Source organism: Streptomyces aureus (assembly GCF_000725495.1).
Classification (GTDB): domain Bacteria; phylum Actinomycetota; class Actinomycetes; order Streptomycetales; family Streptomycetaceae; genus Streptomyces; species Streptomyces aureus_B.
This window is the reverse complement of record NZ_KL647041.1, coordinates 23,159-43,117: the sequence shown is the minus strand read 5'-3', so window position 1 is coordinate 43,117 and position 19,959 is coordinate 23,159. Positions and strand designations below refer to the sequence as shown.

The window sequence follows — 19,959 nt, the reverse complement described above, 5'->3', positions numbered from 1 at the left end:
CGTCGATTCCCCTGCCGTGCGCCCGCGTTCACGGTGTGCTCCCACAGTGGTCCCCGGCACGGCGCAGCACTCATGTCACTTGGCCCTGTCCCACCAGAGTCCCACCCGACCCCTGGGAGCAGCAGGATGTGCGAGGACGACCGCGGCATCGGCAGGCGCGCGCTGTTCATGACGGGGGCGGCCGCCGCCCTTACGTTGGGAGGCGTGACCTTCGCCGGCGGTGCGCACGCGGAAGCGGCAGACCATCAGGAGACGAGGACGGTGCGCGGCACCCTGCCCGTCGGCTCCCCCGACTTCGTGTACCTGCCGGTCGACGTACCGGCCGGGGTCGCGGAGATCAGGGTCTCCTACGCCTACGAGCGGCCGTCCGTCCCGGCCGGGACCGCGGGCAACGCCCTGGACATCGGGATCTTCGACGAGCACGGTACGGACCTGGGCGGCCGGGGCTTCCGGGGCTGGTCGGGCGGCGCGCGCACGGAGTTCTTCATCCGCTCGGACGACGCGACCCCCGGGTACGTCCCCGGTCCGGTCCGCCCCGGCACCTGGCACGTCGCGCTCGGCCCGTACACGGTGGCGCCAGGGGGCCTGGCGTACGAGGTGACGATCACCCTGACGTACGGGAAGCCGGCCCCGGCGCCGGAGCCGGTGTACCCGCCCGCACGGGCCGGGGGCCGCGGGCGGGCCTGGTACCGGGGCGACTGCCATCTGCACTCCTGGTACTCCGACGGCCGCCGCACGCCCGCCGAGATCGCGGCGCTGGCGCGGGAGGCGGGCCTGGACTTCATCAACTCCTCGGACCACAACACGCACGCGGCGCATCCGCACTGGGCGGACCAGGCGGGTGACGACCTGCTGGTGATGCTGGGCGAGGAGGTCACCACGCGCAACGGGCACGTGCTGGCGCTCGGCACGGAGCCCGGCACCTTCGTGGACTGGCGCTACCGGGCCCGGGACAACCGGTTCGGCCGGTTCGCGCGCCGGATCCGCGAGGCCGGCGGACTCGTGGTGCCGGCCCATCCGCACGCGACCTGTGTCGGCTGCGGCTGGAAGTTCGGTTTCGGCGAGGCGGACGCGGTCGAGGTGTGGAACGGCCCGTACACGCCCGACGACGAGGTCGCCCTCGCGGCCTGGGACGCCATGCTGGTCGCCGCCGTGCGCGGTGAGCACCGCTGGCTCCCGGCGATGGGCAACAGCGACGCCCACCGGGACCCCGACCGGGTCGGCTCCCCGCAGACGGTCGTCCTCGCCGACGACCTGACCCGCGAGGCGATCCAGGACGGCATCCGCGCGGGCCGCTCCTACGTCGCCGAGTCGAAGCTGGTCTCCCTCTCCTTCTCCGCGTCCGGGGCGAAGGGCGAACACGCGGGCATCGGCGAGCGGTTGCGGGTCGCCCCGGACACCCCCGTCACCGTCCGCCTGGAGGCCACGGGCGCCCCGCGCTGCACGGTCCGCCTCGTCACGGACGAGGGCCTGCTGTTCACCGGCGACCCGCTGCCCGTCTCGGGCTCGGGCACGGTGGAATGGCGTACGACGGCGTCCTACGCGGCGTACGTCCGCGCCGAACTCCGCCACGAAACAGCAGCGGGCCCGGTCCCCGGAGCCCTGGCGGCCTTCACGAACCCGATCTTCCTGGGAGCGTGAGCGAGTCGCGACGCCGGTGAGCGGCTTGCGCCGTATGTCGATGGAATGTCGACGACATGGCGTAAATTCGGCTCAAGCGATTCTTCGATCGCCCCTCCACGGCGACCGGTCGTGTCACTTGACGCGCTCCCCCCTGGAGAAGTCACAAACTTCCCGGGAGGGACACCCTCGAGATAGGTACATGCATGCGAATCACGGGACGGCTGGATGCACCGGATCAAAGGTGCATTGGCGACCAAAACTGCCCGGCGGCGTTCTCCACGTCATCGGGCGACGTGGCTTTCATTGGGCGCACAGCATCGCGTGACATGCGAGACTCACTTCCCGCCGGATCAGGAGTGGGAGAAGGCGAAGAACTCGTCGTAGTTCCACGGGAGGTCCTCATCAGCGCTGGATGGACTCCGCCCGGCATTTGATTTCTGCGGCGTGGCCGGTCAGGAGATCCCTCGTCAGGCCACGCCCTCGTCACTCAACTGACGTAGATACGCAAGTTCTGCCATGTCGTAGAACTTTCGCATCTGACCCCCATGCCGAGCCGTGCGGGTCCGCGCGGGCCGCGTGGCCTCCCAGAATTTCCGCACCACACTGTTACTGAAGGTGTGATAGAGCGTCTGCTCCACCTCCTCGTCGGTGAAATACCCGAGTTCGTAACACATGCAGTGATGGGAGATGATCAGGTTGCAGTAGATGTACTGCTTCCTCAACTCCTCCGAGTCCGCTATCCCGTATATGGGCCAGCATTGCATCAGCACGGGGTCCTTGATGGCCATTTCAAGGAGCTTGATGTGCCGGGCTCGTACCGCCGCTTCCGCCGAGCGTTGCACCGTCTTGTGCTGGCCCTGGGAACTCTCGCGCTGTAAGCAGAGTTCGGCCGTCTGCGCTTCCAGGACTTCTCGATGCATGCGTGATTCGTCGCTCTGGTGCCTGAACGTCCGCGCTATGTAGATGAGGACCACGACGGAGGTGGCGGCAGCGGCGGCACCGTACGCCTGACCGGCGTTGCCGATCGCCGTGGATTGGACGGCCGGGACGCTCGTGAGCAGCAAGGTGAGCCCGAACGATCCCAAGCACGAGGCAATTGTCGTGATTCCGAGTATGCACGCCTCACGCATGCGGCTCGACCCAGCCATGATTCCCTCCGATGCGCCAAAAGCGCCCCCGCACACCTCTCATCGGGGTTTTCCCCGAGCCCGTGCGGCAAAAAAACCACCGACCTGAAGCACACGGAGGGCGCACACGGGGCATGTCTTTTACGCAGGGCAGAGCCGGTGCAATGATCCAGGGACGACTTTCACGGACATCTCCGGTGCCGCCAGCACCACGCGTTCACACCCGTACGTCACAGTCAACGACATCACAAGAATATTTCCCCGGAATTCGAGTCGGGCGCACTCCGCGCGATGCCCCCGGACGCTCTCCGCCATACATAGGTGCGCCCCTCATGCGCGCTTGCGGGCACCAAAAGACCTTGAACCTTCGGAAGCGGTAACTCCCGTTCCCGTCCACAGGTGCTGCGGAAATTTCGACACCTCGGGTCGGAGACTTCTGAACACACCCAAACACTTCCCGGCACTACCGAAAATGAATCTCGGAGACAGCCGTCTCCGGCATTGCCTGCGCCCGCTGCTCCGTGCACCGGCCGCCACGGGCCAGGCGTCAGTCGGCGGCCTGATCGGCCGAGGGCAGTGCAAGGTCCGCCACGACCGCTGTGTGGTCCGAGGGCCATACTCCGCCGGTCGGGGTGTCGCCCGCTCGGTGTACGGAGCGGACGTGGCCGAGGCCGGCGGGGCCGGGTGGGGCGACGTGGATGTAATCGATGCGGGCGGCGGGGCTGTGCGGGCCGACGTAGGGGTTCGCCGGGTCCCAGGTGGCCCAGGGGGCCGCCGGGTCGGCGTACTCCCAGGCGTCGAGGAAGACCTGGCCGGGGACCACGGGGGACGTCTTGTAGCCCCCGAACAGCCGGATCTCGTCGGAGTCCGGCCAGGCGTTGAAGTCACCGGTGACGACCGGGGGGAAGTCGGTGCCGCCCCGGTGCGCGGCGACGAACTCCGCGAGGGCGGTGACCTGTTCGCGGCGCACCCCCGAGGCGTGGATCGCCGAGGTGAGGTGGGTGGTGAAGAACGGCACCTCGTGGGTGGGTGTGGCCAGGCGGGTGTACAGGGCCAGCCGCCCGTCGTAGAGCTCCTCGGGGGCGGGCAGCCGCAGCACCTCCTGCGCCACCACCGGCCAGCGGCTCAGCACGGCGTTGCCGACCTCGACCGTGGGATCCCCGATCCGCCGCTGCCAGCGGTCGGACGCGTCGGAGGCGGCCCAGGCCCAGTGCATGCCCAGCTCGTCCGCGAGCCACCCGGCAAGGTTCTGGCCCCCGCACTCCCAGACCTCCTGCAGCCCGACGACGTCGGGGCGCAGTTCGCGCAGCACGGCCAGAACGGCCTTCTGGCGCTCCTCCCAGGGCCCGAACCGCCACCAGAGGTTCCAGGTCACGATCCGCATCCGCAGCCACCTGCTCCCGTCGCGCGACATCGGGGACCATTGAAGCAACTCCCTTGCGCGCCACACCAGTCCGGACAGGAGCCCCACAGACCATGGCCCGCCACACCGACCTCCGGTTCCGTGCCACGACCGCCCTCCAGCGGCACGTCGTCAACCCGCTCGCCCGCAGGATGCCGTTCCAGATCCTCCTGGAGACCACCGGCCGGGTCTCCGGACTGCCCCGGCGCACCCCGCTCGGCGGCCGCCGGGTCGGCGACGTCTTCTGGCTGGTCTCGGAGTTCGGGGAGCGGTCGCAGTACGTACGCAACATCCAGGCGGACCCGAGGGTGCGGGTGCGGCTCCGCGGCCGCTGGCACGAGGGCACGGCGTACCTCCTCCCGGACGACGACCCCCTGGCCCGGCTGCGTACCCTGCCCCGGGGCAACAGCGCCGCCGTACGGCTCGTCGGGACGGGGCTGCTGACGGTGCGGGTGGACCTGTGGAGACGGGGGACGGCCGGTGACCCCACGGCCGACAGCGCCTGAGCCCACGCCCTGAAGGTCCCAGGGCCTGGCCGCCCCTTCCCGTCCGCTCCTTTCCGTCCGCCCCTTCCCGTCTTCCCGGGCCTCCGGGCGACGACACGACCCGCCGGACAGGCCCCGGCGTCCCAACGGGCGTCCCAGGATTCCGCGTTCTCGCAGGTCGTCCGGGGTGGGATGTTCCAGCGTCCCGAGTCGGCGGACTTCCGTTGTCCCGGGCCCGCGGGAGATCCCATGCTGTGGCTGTCGCACCGGCCGGGCGGGTCATCCGCCCGGCAGCGCCACCTCACCCCGGCCCGCCCGTCCGCATGGCACACCCATGTCCGTCGGTCCGGAGTACCGACCGCCGGCGCACGCGGCCTCCCCACGGATCGCAAAGGAAACGGGACACCATGAACACGTCTGCCCGCAGGAACCGCACGAGCCCCGGGCGCTGGACGTCCTACGCCCTCGGGGCCACCGCGGCCGCGACGCTGCTCGCGACCACGGCCTGCGGGCACGGCACGGTCAAGGACGCGGAAGGCTCCACCTCCTCGGAGCGGCCGAGCGCCTCGGCGTCGGCGAAGCCGGGCGGCGCCTCGGCCGACGCGGGCGGCACGAGCGCCGGCAGCGGCGGTGCCTCCGCAGGCAGCACGAAAGGCACGAACGGCACGAGCGGCACGGGCAGGACCGGGGGCAAGGGCACCACGGGCGGCACCGGCGGGACGTCCGCCACGGGCAGGACGAGCAGCACCGGCAGCGGCGGCGGCACGGCCGGCGGCACCGGCGGTGGCGGCAAGGCCGCGATCGTCCCCTGCACCCAGAAGGAACTCGGCGTCTCCGCCGTGAAGGAGCGGGACGCCCGGCACCTCGCGCTCACCGTCCAGAACGCGAGCACCGAGAAGTGCAACCTCTACGGCTACCCGACCGTGCAGCTGGGTGCCGACGCCCAGTTCACGACTCCGGTGATCAAGGACAGCGACGGGACCCCGGGCGAGCCCGTCACCCTCGACCCGGGCCAGGAGGCGTACGCCGCCCTGCTCGTCAGCAGCGGCACCACGAACGAGTACGCGGCGAAGAGCATCACTCTCAGCCTCCAGGGACCCACGCCCGGCAGCAGCGCGGACGGCCCGATCGACGTCCCCTTGCCCGTCGGCACGCTGTACGCGGACAACAGCCAGCTCGTCACCTACTGGACGACCGCTTCCGGCTTCGCCCTGCGCTTCATCATGTCGAAGTGACGGCCCGCGGCCTCGCCGTGCTCTGCGCCTGCCACGGCATCTGGGTCCCGCGCCCCGGACCACGGCGCGCTCAACGGCGGCGTCCGAGCCGCCCGAGCCGCCCGAGCACCGCGGGGAGGGCGGGCGGCGGGATGTCCACGGGCTGGGTGGTGAGGTACCAGGCGCCGTCGCCGCCCTGGTCCTGGATGACCAGGAAGCCGGGGCGTGGCAGCCGCAGCGCGTAGTGCCCGGCACCCCACCCGTACTCGAGCTCGAACCGGTCGTCACGCGGGGTGCCCCGGGGCCACGCGGGCGGGCGGCAGCGACAGTCGGACCGGAACGTCAGGCACCGGCCGCACAGATAGCGGACCTTCCTGGGGTAGGTGGTCCGGAGCTGGACGGTGAGCACCGCCGGGCCGCCGTCGTAACGGAGCACTTCGTCGCCGTGGCCGCGGTGTTCGGGGGTGAGGACCGTCGCGGCCGACAGCGGGGCGACCCGGACCGACCAGCGGCGGTCGTCGCCGCCGGAGTCGGCGGTGACGAGCAGATGGGTGGGGTCCACGGGCAGGTGACGTCGGCCGTGGTACTCGCCGTACGTCCAGATCAGGGCCTCGTCGGTGCGGGTGCCCTCCTCGGTGCTCGTCATGGACTTGACCTCGAATCTGCCCCCGCCGGTGGCATCGATCTCCAGCAGGGCAGGACGGCCGGGTTCGGGCCGGTCGATGAGCACTTCGGTACTGCCGTCGCCCCGGCCGCCGGACACATGGCGTTCGCCGGTGGCGGTGAGCGGCCGCGGACGGCCGGGGGCGGCGGGAGGGAGGGCGTCGATGGGAACGGGGCGGCCCTGCCGGCGGGCACCGAGACGGATCATGGCCGCGCGGCCGTCCTGCAGGGCGGCCAGCACGTCGTGTTCCGCGCGCGCCGAGCCGGCCCGGTCGTACGCCTCCAGCGCCGCCCGGTACTCGTCCAGAACGGCGAGGGTGACGTCCGGGCCGCTCACGTCGAGCTCCAGGCGGGCCAGTTCCTCCCCGAAGTCGGTCACCGATTGCGCCAAGGACGCGCGCAGCTCGACCGTGGTGCGCCGACGCCGGCGGACCGTCACGAAGAGCCGGTTCACCCCCAGGCCGAGCAGGAAACTCACCGCATAGCCGACCATGTCCCGCATCCTCGCACAGGCGTACGCCCCTCGGCAGGACTCGGCGCCCATGGCTCAAGCCGCCCCGGCGAACCGACCCCTCACCTCGATCCACGTCACTTCACATCACCCCGGCCACACGATCGCCTGAGTCTCGCTGTACGCGTGCAGCGCGTAGGAGCCCACATCTCGCCCCACCCCGCTCTGCTTGAAGCCGCCGAAGGGGGCCTCCATGTTCCGGCCGACGGTGTTGACGCCGACGCCGCCCGCGCGCAGCCGGCCGGCCACGCGGAAGGCGCGAGCCACGTCACCGGACCAGACGTAGTCGATCAGTCCGTAGTCGCTGTCGTCGGCGAGGGCGATCGCCTCCTCCTCGTCGTCGAAGGGCAGCACGACGACGACCGGCCCGAAGATCTCCTCCCTGACGACCCTCATGTCCGGTGTGCAGTCGGCGAGAAGGGTGGGGGCGACGTAGAACCCGGTGGGCAGGGGCGGGCGTTCGCCGCCCGTCACGATCCGCGCGCCCTCCTTGCGGCCGAGTTCGACGTACGACTCGACGCGGTCGCGGTGGGCCGCGGAGATGACCGGTCCGACGACCGTGTCCCGGTCCCGTGGATCGCCGACCTTCAAGCGTCCCGCGTAGGAGGCGAGTTGCTCGATCAGCCGGTCGTGGACGGACCGCTGCACCAGCACCCGCGTGGGCGCCGTGCAGATCTGGCCGCTGTAGAAGGAGAAGGTCGTGCCGATGCCGGACACCGCCGAGGCGAGGTCGGCGTCCTCGAAGACGATCGCCGCGCCCTTGCCGCCCAGTTCCATGAGCTGGCGTTTCATCCCGCGCCCGCACACCTCGGCGATCCGCCGGCCGACCGCGGTCGAGCCGGTGAAGCTGACCATGTCGACGTCCGGGGAGTCGACCGCCGCCTCGCCGGACTCGGCGGTCGAGCCGCCGACCACGTTCACCACGCCCGGCGGCACGCCCGCGGCCTCGAGCGCCTCGGCCATCCGGTAGACGGAGAGCGGGTCCTGCGGGGCGGGCTTGACCACCACGGTGTTGCCCATCGCCAGCGCGGGGGCGATCTTGCCGGCCGGGTTGGCCCACGGGTTGTTGTACGAGGTGATGCAGGTGATCACGCCGACGGGCCGGCGCACGGCCAGCGCGCCCATCACGGCGGCCGGGCCGAACGGGCCCGCCTCGTTGATCTGCGGCGGCAGCGCCGTCTCGACGGGCTCGGGCCGGGCGTAGCGGCGGAAGCGGGCCATCCCGACCCCGACCTGCATGCCGCGCGCCGTCCCGGTGGTGGCACCGCTCTCCGCCTGGGCGAGGGCGGCGTACGGCACGAGGTTGCGCCGGATGACGTCGGCCGCCCGGTCGAGGACGGCGGCCCGTTCCCCGGCGGGGGTGCGCGACCAGGGTCCGAGTGCCTCGCGGGCCGCCGCCGCGGCCGCGTGCACCTGGGCCCGGGACGCCTCGGGGGCGAGCCCGACCACCTGCTCGGTCGCGGGGTCCCGTACCTCGTGGAACCCGTGGTCGGGCGCCACCCACGCGCCGCCGACGAACAGGCGCTGCTCAGCGCTCTCGGCGGCGGTCACCGGGTGCTCACCGTGCGGGTGTCGCGGCCCGACCGCAGGACCCGTCCGGGCACCGCGCCGGTGACCACGTCGTCGCGGATGGCCTCCACCCCGTTGACCCACACGGCGTTCACGCCGATCGCCCGGGAGTCCAGCCGCGGACTGTCTCCCGGCAGGTCGTGCACCAGTGTGGCCTTGCCGGCGTCGATGCGCTCCGGGTCGAAGAGCACCAGGTCCGCATGGAATCCCACCTCGATCCGTCCGCGGTCGCGCAGGCCGAACAGCCGCGCGGGATCGTCCGTGAGCATCTTCACGGCGGCTTCCAGGGAGGTGAGCCCGCGGCCGCGCAGACAGTCGCCGAGGAACCGGGTGGTGTACGGGGCTCCGCACATGCGGTCCAGATGGGCGCCCGCGTCGGAGCCGCCGAGCAGGACGTCCTCGTGCCGCCAGGTCTCGGCGCGGAGGGTCCAGGAGTCCGGGTCGTTGTCGGTGGGCATGGGCCACAGCACCGTACGCAGTTCGTCGGCGGCGCAGATCTCCACCAGGCAGGCGAAGGGTTCCAGGCCGCGTTCGGCGGCGATGTCGCGCACCACGCGCCCGGTCAGGCCCTCGTTGGCCGCGCAGTAGGTGTCGCCGATGACGTACCGACCGAAGTCGGCGAGCCGCCGGAAGACGCCCGCCTCCTTGCTCCGGGCCCGCGCGAGCATCTCGGCGCGGACCGCGGGGTCGCGGAGCCTCGCGATGCGCTCGGGCACGGGCAGCGCGAGGACCGGTCCCCAGCCGGGGATCAGGTTCAGCGCGCAGAAGGTGCCCAGCGACATGTTCATCGGGGTGAGGATCGGCATGGTGAGCGCGACGACCCGGCCGCCGGCCTTGCGGGCGCGTTCGCTCGCCTCCAGCTGGCGCGGGACGCGCTCGGGGACGGCGGAGTCGATGGTCAGGACGTTCCAGTTGAGCGGGCGGCCCGCGGCCGCGCTCATCTCCACGAACAGGTCGATCTCGGCGTCGCTGAACCGGTCCAGGCAGCCGGCGGTGATCGCCTCGATCTGGGTGCCCTCGTGCTCCCCCACGGCCCGGGCCAGGGCGAGGAGTTCGGCGGGCTCTGCGTGCCGGGAGGCGACGGGCCGGCCGTCGCCGTCGGAGTGGGTGGAGGACTGGGTGGTGGACAGGCCCCAGGCCCCGGCTTCCATGGCCTCGTGGAACAGCCGCAGCATGGCGTCGAGTTGTTCCCGGGTCGGCTGTCCGCCGACCGCGTCGGGGCCCATCACGTACCGGCGCAGCGCGCAGTGGCCCACCATGAAGCCGGCGTTGACGGCGATGCGGCCCTCCAGGGCGTCCAGGTACTCCCCGAAGGTGTGCCAGTTCCAGGGCGCGCCCTCCTCCAGGGCGACCAGGGACATACCCTCGACCTTGGACAGCATGCGGCGCGTGTAGTCGGCGTCCTCGGGGCGGCCGGGGTTCAGCGGGGCGAGGGTGAACCCGCAGTTGCCGCCCGCGACCGTGGTGACGCCGTGGTTGAGGGACGGGGTCGCGTACGGGTCCCAGAACAGCTGGGCGTCGTAGTGGGTGTGCGGGTCCACGAAGCCGGGGGCGAGGACCAGCCCGTGCGCGTCCTCGCTCGTCCGGGACGGCTCGGTGACCGTGCCGGTCACGGCGATGCGGCCGTCCCGGATCCCCACGTCCGCGGTGTACCCGGGCGCTCCCGTCCCGTCCACGACGGTCGCGCCCCTGATCACGTGGTCGAGCATCGCGGGAGTACCCCCTAGACGGCTTGGCGGAAGCGGGTGGTGCGGTGCACCGGGTCCGTGTCGATCTTCGGGATGACGTGCTCGCCGATGAGCCGGATCGTCTGGAGGGTCTCCTCCTTGGGGACGCCGACGGGCAGTCCGAAGCTGAGCTGGTCGGCGCCGGCCTGCTCCCAGCGCTTGCACTGCGTGAGCACCTCGTCCGGGTCGCCGCAGATCAGCAGCTCCTCCTCGATGAGCAGCTCGACGAACTCCGCGTTGTACTCGGGGAGGGTCTCGGGCCAGACCGGGAAGCCCTCGGGGCGCGGGAAGGTGTCGTGGTAGCGGAAGACGAGGGAGGGCAGGTAGTGCAGCCCGCCGCCGACCGCGATCCGGATGGCCTCGTCGTGGGTGGGCGCGCAGATCGCGGTGGTCGTCACCATCACGTTGTCGTTGACGAAGTCCCCGATGGGCTCGGCGTCCACGACGGCGGTCTTGTACTGCTCCAGGACCCATTCCATGTCGGCGACCTTCTGCACGCTGAAGCCGAGCACACCGAGGCCCTTGCGGGCGGCCATGGCGTACGAGGGCGGCGACCCGGCGGCGTACCACATCGCGGGGTGGGACTTCCCGTACGGCTTGGGCAGGATCTTGCGCGGCGGCAGCGACCAGTGCTTGCCCTGGAAGCCCACGTACTCGTCCTGGAGCCACATCTTCGGGAACTCGGCGATGGTCTCCTCCCAGATCTCCTTCGTGTGGTTCATGTCGGTGATGCCGGGGAGGAAGCCGAGGATCTCGTGCGAGCCGGCGCCGCGTCCCGACCCGAACTCGAAGCGGTTGCCGGTGAGATGGTCGAGCATGGCGACCTTCTCGGCGACCTTGACCGGGTGGTTGACCTGGGCGAGCGGGTTGAAGATGCCGGAGCCGAGGTGGATGCGGTCGGTGGCGTGCGCGAGGTAGCCGAGGTAGACGTCGTTGGCCGACAGGTGCGAGTACTCCTCCAGGAAGTGGTGCTCGGAGGCCCAGGCGTACTTGAAGTTGGACCGGTCCGCCTGGATGACGTACTCGGTCTCCTCCATCAGCGCCTTGTGCTCCGCGAGCGGGTCGGTCTCGGCCCGCTTACCCACGTATCCCTGTACAAAGAGCCCGAATTCCAAGGCGGTTCACCGTCCCCATCCAGTTATCTGACATACCGTCAGATTCATTGAGCCGACTGTTCCACCACGCGCATGGACCGTCAATAGCTGATACACCGTCAGAGAACGCTCACGCCCGCGAGCCAGCCGCCGTCGATCACGAAGGGCTGGCCGGTGATGTACGCGGAGTCCTCGCCGGTCAGGAACAGGGCGAGCCTCGCCACGTCCTCGGGCCGGCCGATCCGGCCGAGCGGCACCAGCTTGGAGTAGAACGCGTCGAGGGCCCCCGAGGCCTCCTCGGCGTCCTGGCCCGGGGAGAGCTGCGCCGGATTGCTCATGGCCGTGTCGACGGCGCCGGGGCAGACCGCGTTGACCCGGATCCCCTTCTCCGCGAGTTCCAGCGCCGCCACCCGGGTCAGCCCGACGATGGCGTGCTTGGTCGCCGCGTACGCGCCCACGTACGCCATGCCCGTCAGCCCCGTGAAGGACGCCGTGTTCACGATCGTCCCGCCGCCGGCCTCGGCGATCTCGGGCGCGAGGGTCTTGATGCCGAGGAACACCCCGACCTGGTTGACCTGCACGACCTGCAGGAACTCGTCGAGCGGGGTGTCGACGAGGGCGTTGAAGCGCAGGATGCCCGCGTTGTTGACCAGCCCGTCGATCCGCCCGTAGGCGGCCTTGACGGAGGCGACGGCCGCCGTCCAGTCCTCCTCCCGGCTCACGTCGAGGTGGACGTAGACCGCGCCGATCTCCTCGGCCAGCTTCTCCCCCTGGTCGTCGAGCACGTCCGCGACGGCCACGCGCGCGCCCTCCGCGGCGAAGAGCCGCGCCTCCTGTTCGCCCTGCCCGCGCGCCGCGCCGGTGATGAGGACGACCCGTCCGTCCAGCTTGCCCATGCCCTGACTCCTTAAGCGAGGTGGGGCGCGACGTCCGCGCCGAACGCGCTGATCTGGTCGAGGAGTTCGTCACGGCTCCGGCTGCGGAACCGCACCTGTATCTGGTGGACGCCCATCGCGGCGTACTCCCGCAGCGAGGCGGCCAGGGCCGCGGGCGGCCCGCTCAGCGTCCGCCGCCCGACGTCCCAGCCGGGCGCGCCGACGTACAGCGGCTCGGTGATGGCGCCGATCGTGAGGGGTCCGGTGACGCCCGCCTCGGCGCGCAGAGCGGTGATCCGGGCGATCTGGGCCGGCAGCCGGTCACGCGGGTCGCCCTGCGGCAACCAGCCGTCGCCGCGCAGCGCGGCCCGGCGCACGGCGGCGGGCGAGGAGCCGCCCACCCACACCGGCACCCGTTCCCGGGCGGGCCGGGGCCGCTGGCCGAGGCCCTCGAAGTCGTACCGTTTGCCGTGGTGGACGGGGTACTCGTCCGGTCCGAGCGCGGCGCGCAGGGCGTCGATCGTCTCGTCGAGGACCTCTCCCCGGCGCTCGAAGTCCGCGCCGACCGCCTCGAACTCCTCCCGTACGTGCCCGGCGCCGACCCCGAGGATCAGCCGTCCGCCCGAGAGGTGGTCGAGGGTCGCGTACTGCTTGGCGGTGACGAGCGGGTGCCGCAGCCCGACGACCGCGACATGGCTGAGCAGCTGGACGCGCTCGGTGGCGGCGGCGAGGAAGGCGAGCGTGGCGACGGGGTCGTACCAGATCGTGCTCATGGCGTCGGCGAGCCGGCGCGGTACGGCGACGTGGTCGCAGCTCGCGATGTAGGCGAACCCGGCGCGGTCGGCGGCACGGGCGATCTCGACGAGGTCACCCGGCCCCGCGTCCGTCTCCCAGGGCTCGGCGTAGATGGTGCTCTGGGACTGGACGGGGAGCTGGATGCCGTAGGACAGACGTTCCTCGGACGGGACGGGCACGACGACCCCCTTGCCTGACCGACGGCCGCCCGACTGACGGACCGTCAGATTTCAATGGGACCCGCACATCGTCGTCGCTGACGGCTCGTCAGACAAGGGGCGGCCCCGGCGGAAAATGTCCGCCGGAGCCGTTGTCCGGAAGAGCCCTGAAGTGCGTCAGGGGGCGAGGCCGTAGCCGAACCAGGCGTCGGTGACGGGCGCGCCGAGGGCGGCGGGCCCGAAGGAGACGGAGCCGGTGGCGGTCGGGCCGGTGCTGGTGGAGCGGAAGGCCCAGACGCCGCCGTCGTAGGTGTTCTCCCCGTGCGCGGCGACGTACAGCTCCGCACGGCCGTCATGGTTGGCGTCGGCCAGCGCGGTGTACCCGCCGAAGAGGTCTCCCTTCTCGGCGGTGCCGGGAACACCCGTGGCGTCCTGACTGAAGGACACGGCGCCGCTGCCCGTGAGTCCGGACGCCGAACCGCGCAGGACGGCCACGCCGCCGGCCGAGGCGAGCGTGCCGATGGCCTCGCCCGGGGTGCCGACGGCGACGTCCGCGTACCCGTCGCCGTTGACGTCGCCGACGGAGATGCCGAGGCCGAAGTCGTCGCCCTTCTCGGACACTCCGGGCACGCCCGCCGTGTTCTGGTTGATCACCTTCGTACGGGAGGTGTCGGGTCCGCTCGCCGAGCCGTACACCACACCGACCTGCCCGCCGAGGAGCGCCGGCTCGACGGATTCCTCACCGTGGCCGTCGACGGGACGCCCGATGACGAGGTCGGCGTAGCCGTCCTTGTTCACGTCGCCGATGCCGAGGCTGGAGCCGCCGGGCATGTCGGTGCCGTCGGTCCGCGTCAGTTCGACCGGGTCGCTCAGCCCCTGCTTGGTGCCGTGGAGGTAGGCGATGCGGTAGCCGACGCCCGCCCAGAATTCCTCGACCGGGGTGTGGATGAGGCCGACGAGGTCGGTGATGCCGTCGTGGTCGACGTCCCCGGCGGCGATGTCGTCGATGTGGTAGGGGCTGTTGATGTCGTCGTCCGTGTCGAGGACGAGGCTCCCGGTCGCCGCGGCACCGGCGGTGCGGGTGAACGGGCCGGTCAGCAGGTGGTTGTCCGCGGCCACGTCGAGCCGGCCGTCGCCGTTGAAGTCGCCGACGGCCGTGTTCCGGGTCCTGACCTGGTCGAACGTGGAGCCGGCCGCCACGACCCTTCCGCCGGACAGTCCCGCCTTTCCGCCCCAGACGGCCGTGAGGGTGCCCGCTCCCGGCACGGATCCGACACCCTCGTTCGGGGCGCCGACGACCAGGTCCGTGTACCCGTCGCCGTCCAGGTCGCCGTAGGACAGGCCCCAGCCGAAGTAGTCGTTGGTCTCGGCGGCCCCGGGTATACCGGTCGTGTTCTGACTGATGACCTGGCGGTGTGTGGTGTCCAGCCCCTTCGAGGAGCCGTACACGACGCTCACGTACCCCGCGCGGGTGTGCCCGCCGACCGCGCCCTCGGGCGCCGCGACGGCGAGGTCCGCGTACCCGTCGCCGTTGAAGTCGGCGCGCACGCTCGTCGCACCGGCCGCGTGTGCGCTCACCGGGCCGACGACGGCCCCGGCGGCGGCCACGGCGGCCGCGAGTGCGAGGCGAGAAAGAGACCTGCGTCGTCCCATGTGGAACCCAACTCCTGCGATGAAGGAACAGCCGACCAGTAGCGGAATCCTAGATTCCGCCGCCGGTACGACCCTCCTCACGGCCACGGGGTTGCCCGGAGGACGGTCGGAGTTTCCGAACTGTTATCCGGCGCCGCCGGCCGGGCGCACCGGGCGCCGCAGCCCTCAGCCCGCCCCTCAGCCCGCCCAGAGTCCCTCCCCCGTCAGCCCCAGCAGGTCGATCGCGTTCCCCCGCACGATCCGCTCGACGACGTCGGGGGCCAGGTGGCCCATCTGGGCCTCGCCGACCTCCTTGGACTTCGGCCAGGTGGAGTCGGAGTGCGGGTAGTCCGTCTCGTACAGGACGTTGCCGACGCCGATCGCGTCGAGGTTGCGCAGGCCGAAGGCGTCGTCGAAGAAGCAGCCGTAGACGTGGTCGGCGAACAGCTCGGACGGCGGCCGGTGGACCTTGTCGGCAACCCCGCCCCAGGCGCGGTTCTCCTCCCACACCACGTCCGCGCGCTCCAGGATGTACGGGATCCAGCCGATCTGGCCCTCCGCGTACATCACCCTCAGGTTCGGGAACCGCTCGAACTTGCCGCTCATCAGCCAGTCGACCATCGAGAAGCAGCAGTTGGCGAAGGTGATCGTCGAGCCGACCGCGGGAGGCGCGTCGGCCGAGGTCGACGGCATCCTGCTGCTGGAGCCGATGTGCATGGCGACGACCGTGCCGGTCTCGTCGCAGGCCGCGAGGAAGGGGTCCCAGTCGTCGGTGTGCACGGACGGGAGCCCGAGGTGCGGCGGGATCTCGGAGAACGCCACCGCGCGGACCCCGCGGGCGGCGTTGCGGCGCACCTCGTCCGCCGCGAGCCGGGCGTCCCACAGCGGGACGAGCGTCAGCGGTATCAGCCGCCCCCGGGCGTCCGGCCCGCACCACTCCTCCACCATCCAGTCGTTGTAGGCCCGCACCGACAGAAGGGCCAGCTCCCGGTCGGCCGCCTCGGTGAAGGTCTGTCCGCAGAAGCGGGGGAAGGTGGGGAAGCAGAGGGCGGACTGGACGTGGTTGACGTCCATGTCGGCCAGCCTGCGCGTCACGTCGAACGAGCCGGGGCGCATCTGCTCGTAGGTGATGACCTCCAGCCTGATCTCGTCCCGGTCGTAGCCCACGGCCGTGTCGAGACGGGTGAGGGGCCTGTGCAGGTCTTCGTAGACCCACCAGTCCCCGACCGGCCCCTCGTCACCCGGGGCGCCCATCACCGGGGCGAACTTCCCGCCCAGGAAGGTCATCTCCTTCAGGGGGGCGCGGACGATGCGGGGTCCGGTGTCCTGGTACTTCGCGGGCAGCCGGTCCCGCCAGACGTGGGGCGGCTCGACCGTGTGGTCGTCCACCGAGATGATCCTCGGGAAGGCGTCAGGTGCGTCCGCCGAGGGGCTCTGCGCGTTTTCCGTGGTCTCCATACCGGCCACGGTAGCGCCGATCTGACGGTGCGTCAGCTGTCGGTCGGCGGTCCTCCCGCCGGCCTCCGGGGTACGCCTCCGGCCATGGCGGCCGGATGAATGGGCGGGGAAGTGTGAGGAGCCTGTGTGAGGACCGTGTGGCCCACCCGGCGATGCCTTGTGATCGCTGTCTCGCACGGCTGACGCATCCGCCATGAACAAGGCAAACTGGCCTCGTTGTACTGACAGTTCGGCAGGGGGAAGCGATGGACGGTGTGCCGCGCGTACCGAAGCAGTGGCATCCGGGCCCCGAGGAGCCCGCGGCGTTGCGCTTCAGCGTGCTCGGCCCGGTGCGCGCCTGGCTCGGGGAGGATCCGCTGCCGGCCGGGTCCCCGCAGCAACGCGCCCTGCTGGCCGCGCTGCTGCTGCGCGACGGCCGCACCGCCACGGCCTCCGAACTCATCGACGCCCTGTGGGGCGACGAGCCCCCGTCCCAGGCACTGGCCGCCCTGCGCACGTACGCCTCGCGCCTGCGCAAGACGCTCGGCGCCGAGGTGCTGGTGAGCGAGTCCGGCGGCTACGCCATCCGCTCCCTGCGCGAGGGCGCGCTCGACCACGTCAACGCCCAGGAACTCGCCGCCGACGCCGAGAAGGCGCGCGCCTCGGGCGATCTCTCCCGCGCCCGCGACCTGCTCCGGGACGCCCTCGACCTGTGGGACGGCGAACCGCTCGCCAGCATCCCCGGCCCCCACGCCGAGACCCAGCGGGCCCGCCTGGAGGAATGGCGGCTGCAACTCCTCGAATCCTGCCTGGACATGGACCTGGAGCAGGGCTTCCACGCGGAGGCGGTCTCCGAACTCACGGCGCTCACCGCGGCGCACCCGCTGCGCGAACGCCTGCGGGAACTGCTGATGCTGGCGCTGTACCGCTCCGGCCGGCAGGCCGAGGCCCTCGCCGTGTTCGCCGACACCCGGCGGCTGCTCGCCGACGAGCTGGGGGTCGACCCGCGTCAGGGGCTGAAGGAGCTCCAGCAGCGGATACTCCAGGCGGACCCGGGTCTCGCGGAGCCCTCCGCCCCCAAGGCGGAGCCCGTCGTCGCCCTCGTCCGCCCCGCCCAGCTCCCGGCCACCGTCACCGACTTCACCGGCCGGGCGTCCTTCGTGCAGGAACTGAGCGACGTCCTCGCCGCGGCCTCCTCCGAGGAGGGCCGGGTCATGGCCGTCTCGGCGCTCGCGGGCATCGGGGGCGTCGGCAAGACCACCCTCGCCGTGCACGTGGCCCACCAGGCCCGCGCCTCGTTCCCCGACGGACAGCTGTACGTCGACCTCCAGGGCGCCGGATCGCGGGCCGCCGAACCGGAGACCGTCCTCGGCGCCTTCCTGCGGGCCCTCGGCACCGCGGACTCGGCGATCCCGGACTCGCTGGAGGAACGCTCCGCCCTCTACCGCTCCGTCCTCGACGGCCGCCGGGTGCTGGTCCTGCTGGACAACGCCCGCGACGCCGCCCAGGTACGGCCCCTGCTGCCCGGCACCGAGGGCTGCGCCGCCCTGGTGACCTCGCGCATCCGGATGGTGGACCTGGCCGGGGCCCATCTCGTGGACCTCGACGTGATGTCCCCCGAGGAGGCGCTCCAGCTCTTCACGAAGATCGTGGGCGAGGAGCGGGTCGCCTCCGAGCGCGAGGCCGCCCTGGACGTGGTCGCGGCCTGCGGGTTCCTGCCGCTGGCCATCCGGATCGCCGCCTCCCGGCTCGCGGCCCGCCGCACCTGGACGGTGTCGGTGCTCGCGGCCAAGCTCGGCGACGAGCGGCGCCGGCTGGACGAGCTCCAGGCCGGCGACCTGGCCGTCAAGGCCACCTTCGAACTCGGCTACGGCCAGCTGGAGCCGGCCCAGGCCCGCGCCTTCCGGCTGCTGGGCCTCGCCGACGGGCCCGACATCTCGCTCGCGGCCGCGGCGGCGGTGCTCGACCTCCCGGCCGAGGACACCGAGGACCTCCTGGAGTCCCTCGTCGACACCTCCCTCCTGGAGTCCGCCGCGCCCGGCCGCTACCGCTACCACGACCTGGTCCGCCTCTACGCGCGTGCCTGCGCCGAACGCGACGAACAGCCGCCGAGCGAAAGGGCGGCCGCCCTGTCCAGGCTGCTGGACTTCTACCTGAGCACGGCGGCCGGGGTCTACGCGATAGAACGCCCCGGCGACCGCCTGGTCGACCACCTGGAACCCACGGCTTACGCGGGGCTGGTGTTCGGTGACCGGCAGGCGTCCTGGGACTGGCTGTACGCCGAGGCCGTGCCCCTCCTGGCCTGTGTACGGCAGTCGGCGGGCGCGCCGACCCTTCGGCGTGCCATCGACCTCCTCTGGGCGGCCGTCGACCTCGCCGAGTCGGGGGCCAACTCGAAGGAGTACGAGGCCGCCGCGGCCGCACTGCGCGATGCCGCCCGGGAGGCCTCGGACCCGCACGCGGAAGGGCGCGCGGGGGTGGTCCTGAGCAACGCGCAGCTGTTCTCGGGGATGTTCGACCAGGCCTACCGCGAGGCCAAGGAGGCGCTCCGGCTGGCCGAGGCGTCCAAGGATCCGCTGCCCTGCTGCTGGGCGGCGAACATCCTGGGGAGCATCGCCTTCTACCAGAAGCGGTACGTGGACGCGGAGGCCTACTTCAGCCGGGCGGTCGAGGAGTTCCGCGGCTGCGGCGACCTGGCCGGGTCGGCGAGCCCGCTCTGCAACCTCTCGCGGCTCCATCTGGCCACGGGACGCGCCGACAGCGCCGTGGTGCTCGCCGGCCAGGGCACGGAGATCTACGAGACGCTGGGCCACTCCCTGCGGGTGGCGAACGGCCGCTACGCGCTGGGGATGGCCCTCGGCAAGAGCGGCCGCCACTCCGACGCCACGGCCGAACTCGAGGAAGCGCTAAGGGTGTTCAGGGACAGCCGGCAGCGGCTGTGGGAGGGAATGGCCCTCTGCCGCCTCGCGGAGGTCGACCTGGACGCCCGCAAGCCCGCCGGGGCGGCGAGCAACGCCGAGATGGCGCTCACCGTGCTGCGGGGCATCGGTGGCGAATGGCGCCGGGGCAATGTACTGACCGTACTGGGCAAGGCGCTGGTCGGAATCGGTCAGTCCGGCAGGGCCCAGGTCTGCTGGCGAGAGGCCCTGCAGATCTACGAGAAGCTGGGTTCACCGGAGGCCACCGAGGTCCGGGCGCTGCTGACGCCCATCGCGGCCTAGGTACGCGGACGTTCATCGTTCGTTTATCGCCGCGCGGCAGTCTTTCTCTTGTCGATCCGTCGCGTCGGGGGGCAGACGGACCGCCGCAGTGGTCGCCGAACTCACAGTCTAGGGTTGGCGGCTCGAGTGGCTCGTCCGGCCATCCTCGGGGGAATGGCCGGACGGGGTCACAGTTCCACGATGAACCGCCAAAGGGGAGGCAGCACCATGAGCGACACCGACAAGACGATCACGGAGCCGGACAACACGCACGTGACGGACGAGAACGGCGAAGAGATCACGCCGATGAACACCCACGTGACGAGCAGCCCGATCAAGCCGCTGAGTGCTAGCGGCGAGGCCACTCCGGACAACACCCACGTGACGGACGAGCCTGCCTGACCAGGACCACACACCACGGGGATCGACCGCGGCGGCGCGGAGGGG

Annotated in this window: 15 protein-coding genes; 5 read left to right on the top strand and 10 right to left on the bottom strand. The window is 71.7% G+C overall.

What is annotated here, in order from left to right; translation table 11 throughout:
* Positions 1-126 precede the first annotated feature (126 nt).
* Positions 127-1,641: a CehA/McbA family metallohydrolase gene (locus IO36_RS39980; RefSeq protein ID WP_037628080.1), complete on the top strand. Its 1,515-nt coding sequence runs from the start codon at positions 127-129 to the stop codon at positions 1,639-1,641.
* A 449-nt stretch (positions 1,642-2,090) separates the two neighbouring features.
* On the opposite strand, the gene IO36_RS39975 is transcribed toward IO36_RS39980, so the two are convergent.
* Entirely contained in the window at positions 2,091-2,771 is a 681-nt protein-coding gene (locus IO36_RS39975) for a DUF6082 family protein (protein ID WP_209441343.1), read from the bottom strand.
* Positions 2,772-3,297: 526 nt separating this feature from the next.
* Complete coding sequence (locus IO36_RS39970) at positions 3,298-4,134, bottom strand: endonuclease/exonuclease/phosphatase family protein (RefSeq protein ID WP_037628283.1); 837 nt, start codon at positions 4,132-4,134, stop codon at positions 3,298-3,300.
* A gap of 92 nt (positions 4,135-4,226) precedes the next feature.
* Between IO36_RS39970 and IO36_RS39965 the strand changes: the two genes are divergently transcribed.
* Both IO36_RS39965 and IO36_RS39960 read left to right on the top strand, forming a co-directional pair.
* Positions 4,227-4,658, top strand: a complete 432-nt coding sequence (locus tag IO36_RS39965) for a nitroreductase/quinone reductase family protein (RefSeq protein WP_037628078.1) — start codon at positions 4,227-4,229, stop codon at positions 4,656-4,658.
* 386 nt (positions 4,659-5,044) lie between these two features.
* Positions 5,045-5,872 (top strand): DUF4232 domain-containing protein, encoded by an 828-nt coding sequence (locus IO36_RS39960; RefSeq protein ID WP_078943743.1) that lies wholly within the window; start codon positions 5,045-5,047, stop codon positions 5,870-5,872.
* Between the two features lie 70 nt (positions 5,873-5,942).
* Here IO36_RS39960 and IO36_RS39955 read toward each other — a convergent pair whose 3' ends face one another.
* From IO36_RS39955 to IO36_RS39920, 8 genes are all read right to left on the bottom strand, one after another.
* A complete protein-coding gene (locus tag IO36_RS39955; RefSeq protein WP_037628077.1) occupies positions 5,943-7,007 on the bottom strand; it encodes a hypothetical protein in 1,065 nt (354 codons plus the stop codon).
* Between the two features lie 105 nt (positions 7,008-7,112).
* Positions 7,113-8,576 carry an aldehyde dehydrogenase family protein gene (locus tag IO36_RS39950; RefSeq protein ID WP_037628076.1) on the bottom strand — a complete coding sequence of 488 codons (1,464 nt, stop codon included), beginning with the start codon at positions 8,574-8,576 and terminating at the stop codon, positions 7,113-7,115.
* Positions 8,573-10,303 (bottom strand): N-acyl-D-amino-acid deacylase family protein, encoded by a 1,731-nt coding sequence (locus tag IO36_RS39945; protein WP_037628075.1) that lies wholly within the window; start codon positions 10,301-10,303, stop codon positions 8,573-8,575. The genes IO36_RS39950 and IO36_RS39945 overlap by 4 nt, the downstream gene beginning before the upstream one ends.
* 14 nt (positions 10,304-10,317) lie before the next feature.
* The gene (locus IO36_RS39940) at positions 10,318-11,436 is read right to left on the bottom strand and encodes an LLM class flavin-dependent oxidoreductase (protein WP_078943741.1); all 1,119 of its coding nucleotides are present in this window, start codon (positions 11,434-11,436) and stop codon (positions 10,318-10,320) included.
* Between the two features lie 98 nt (positions 11,437-11,534).
* Positions 11,535-12,311, bottom strand: coding sequence for an SDR family NAD(P)-dependent oxidoreductase (locus IO36_RS39935; RefSeq protein ID WP_037628072.1), 777 nt, complete (start codon positions 12,309-12,311; stop codon positions 11,535-11,537).
* A gap of 11 nt (positions 12,312-12,322) precedes the next feature.
* Positions 12,323-13,264 carry a TIGR03619 family F420-dependent LLM class oxidoreductase gene (locus tag IO36_RS39930; RefSeq protein WP_037628071.1) on the bottom strand — a complete coding sequence of 314 codons (942 nt, stop codon included), beginning with the start codon at positions 13,262-13,264 and terminating at the stop codon, positions 12,323-12,325.
* A 156-nt stretch (positions 13,265-13,420) separates the two neighbouring features.
* The gene (locus IO36_RS39925) at positions 13,421-14,896 is read right to left on the bottom strand and encodes an FG-GAP-like repeat-containing protein (protein WP_037628070.1); all 1,476 of its coding nucleotides are present in this window, start codon (positions 14,894-14,896) and stop codon (positions 13,421-13,423) included.
* Between the two features lie 177 nt (positions 14,897-15,073).
* On the bottom strand, positions 15,074-16,333 hold the full coding sequence (locus tag IO36_RS39920; protein ID WP_051901308.1) for an amidohydrolase family protein: 1,260 nt from the start codon (positions 16,331-16,333) through the stop codon (positions 15,074-15,076).
* 245 nt (positions 16,334-16,578) lie between these two features.
* On the opposite strand from IO36_RS39920, the gene IO36_RS39915 reads away from it, so the two are divergent.
* A complete protein-coding gene (locus IO36_RS39915; protein ID WP_037628069.1) occupies positions 16,579-19,533 on the top strand; it encodes an SARP-family global regulator AfsR in 2,955 nt (984 codons plus the stop codon).
* Positions 19,534-19,740: 207 nt separating this feature from the next.
* The gene (locus IO36_RS47590; protein WP_167347443.1) at positions 19,741-19,914 is read left to right on the top strand and encodes a hypothetical protein; all 174 of its coding nucleotides are present in this window, start codon (positions 19,741-19,743) and stop codon (positions 19,912-19,914) included.
* Positions 19,915-19,959 lie beyond the last annotated feature (45 nt).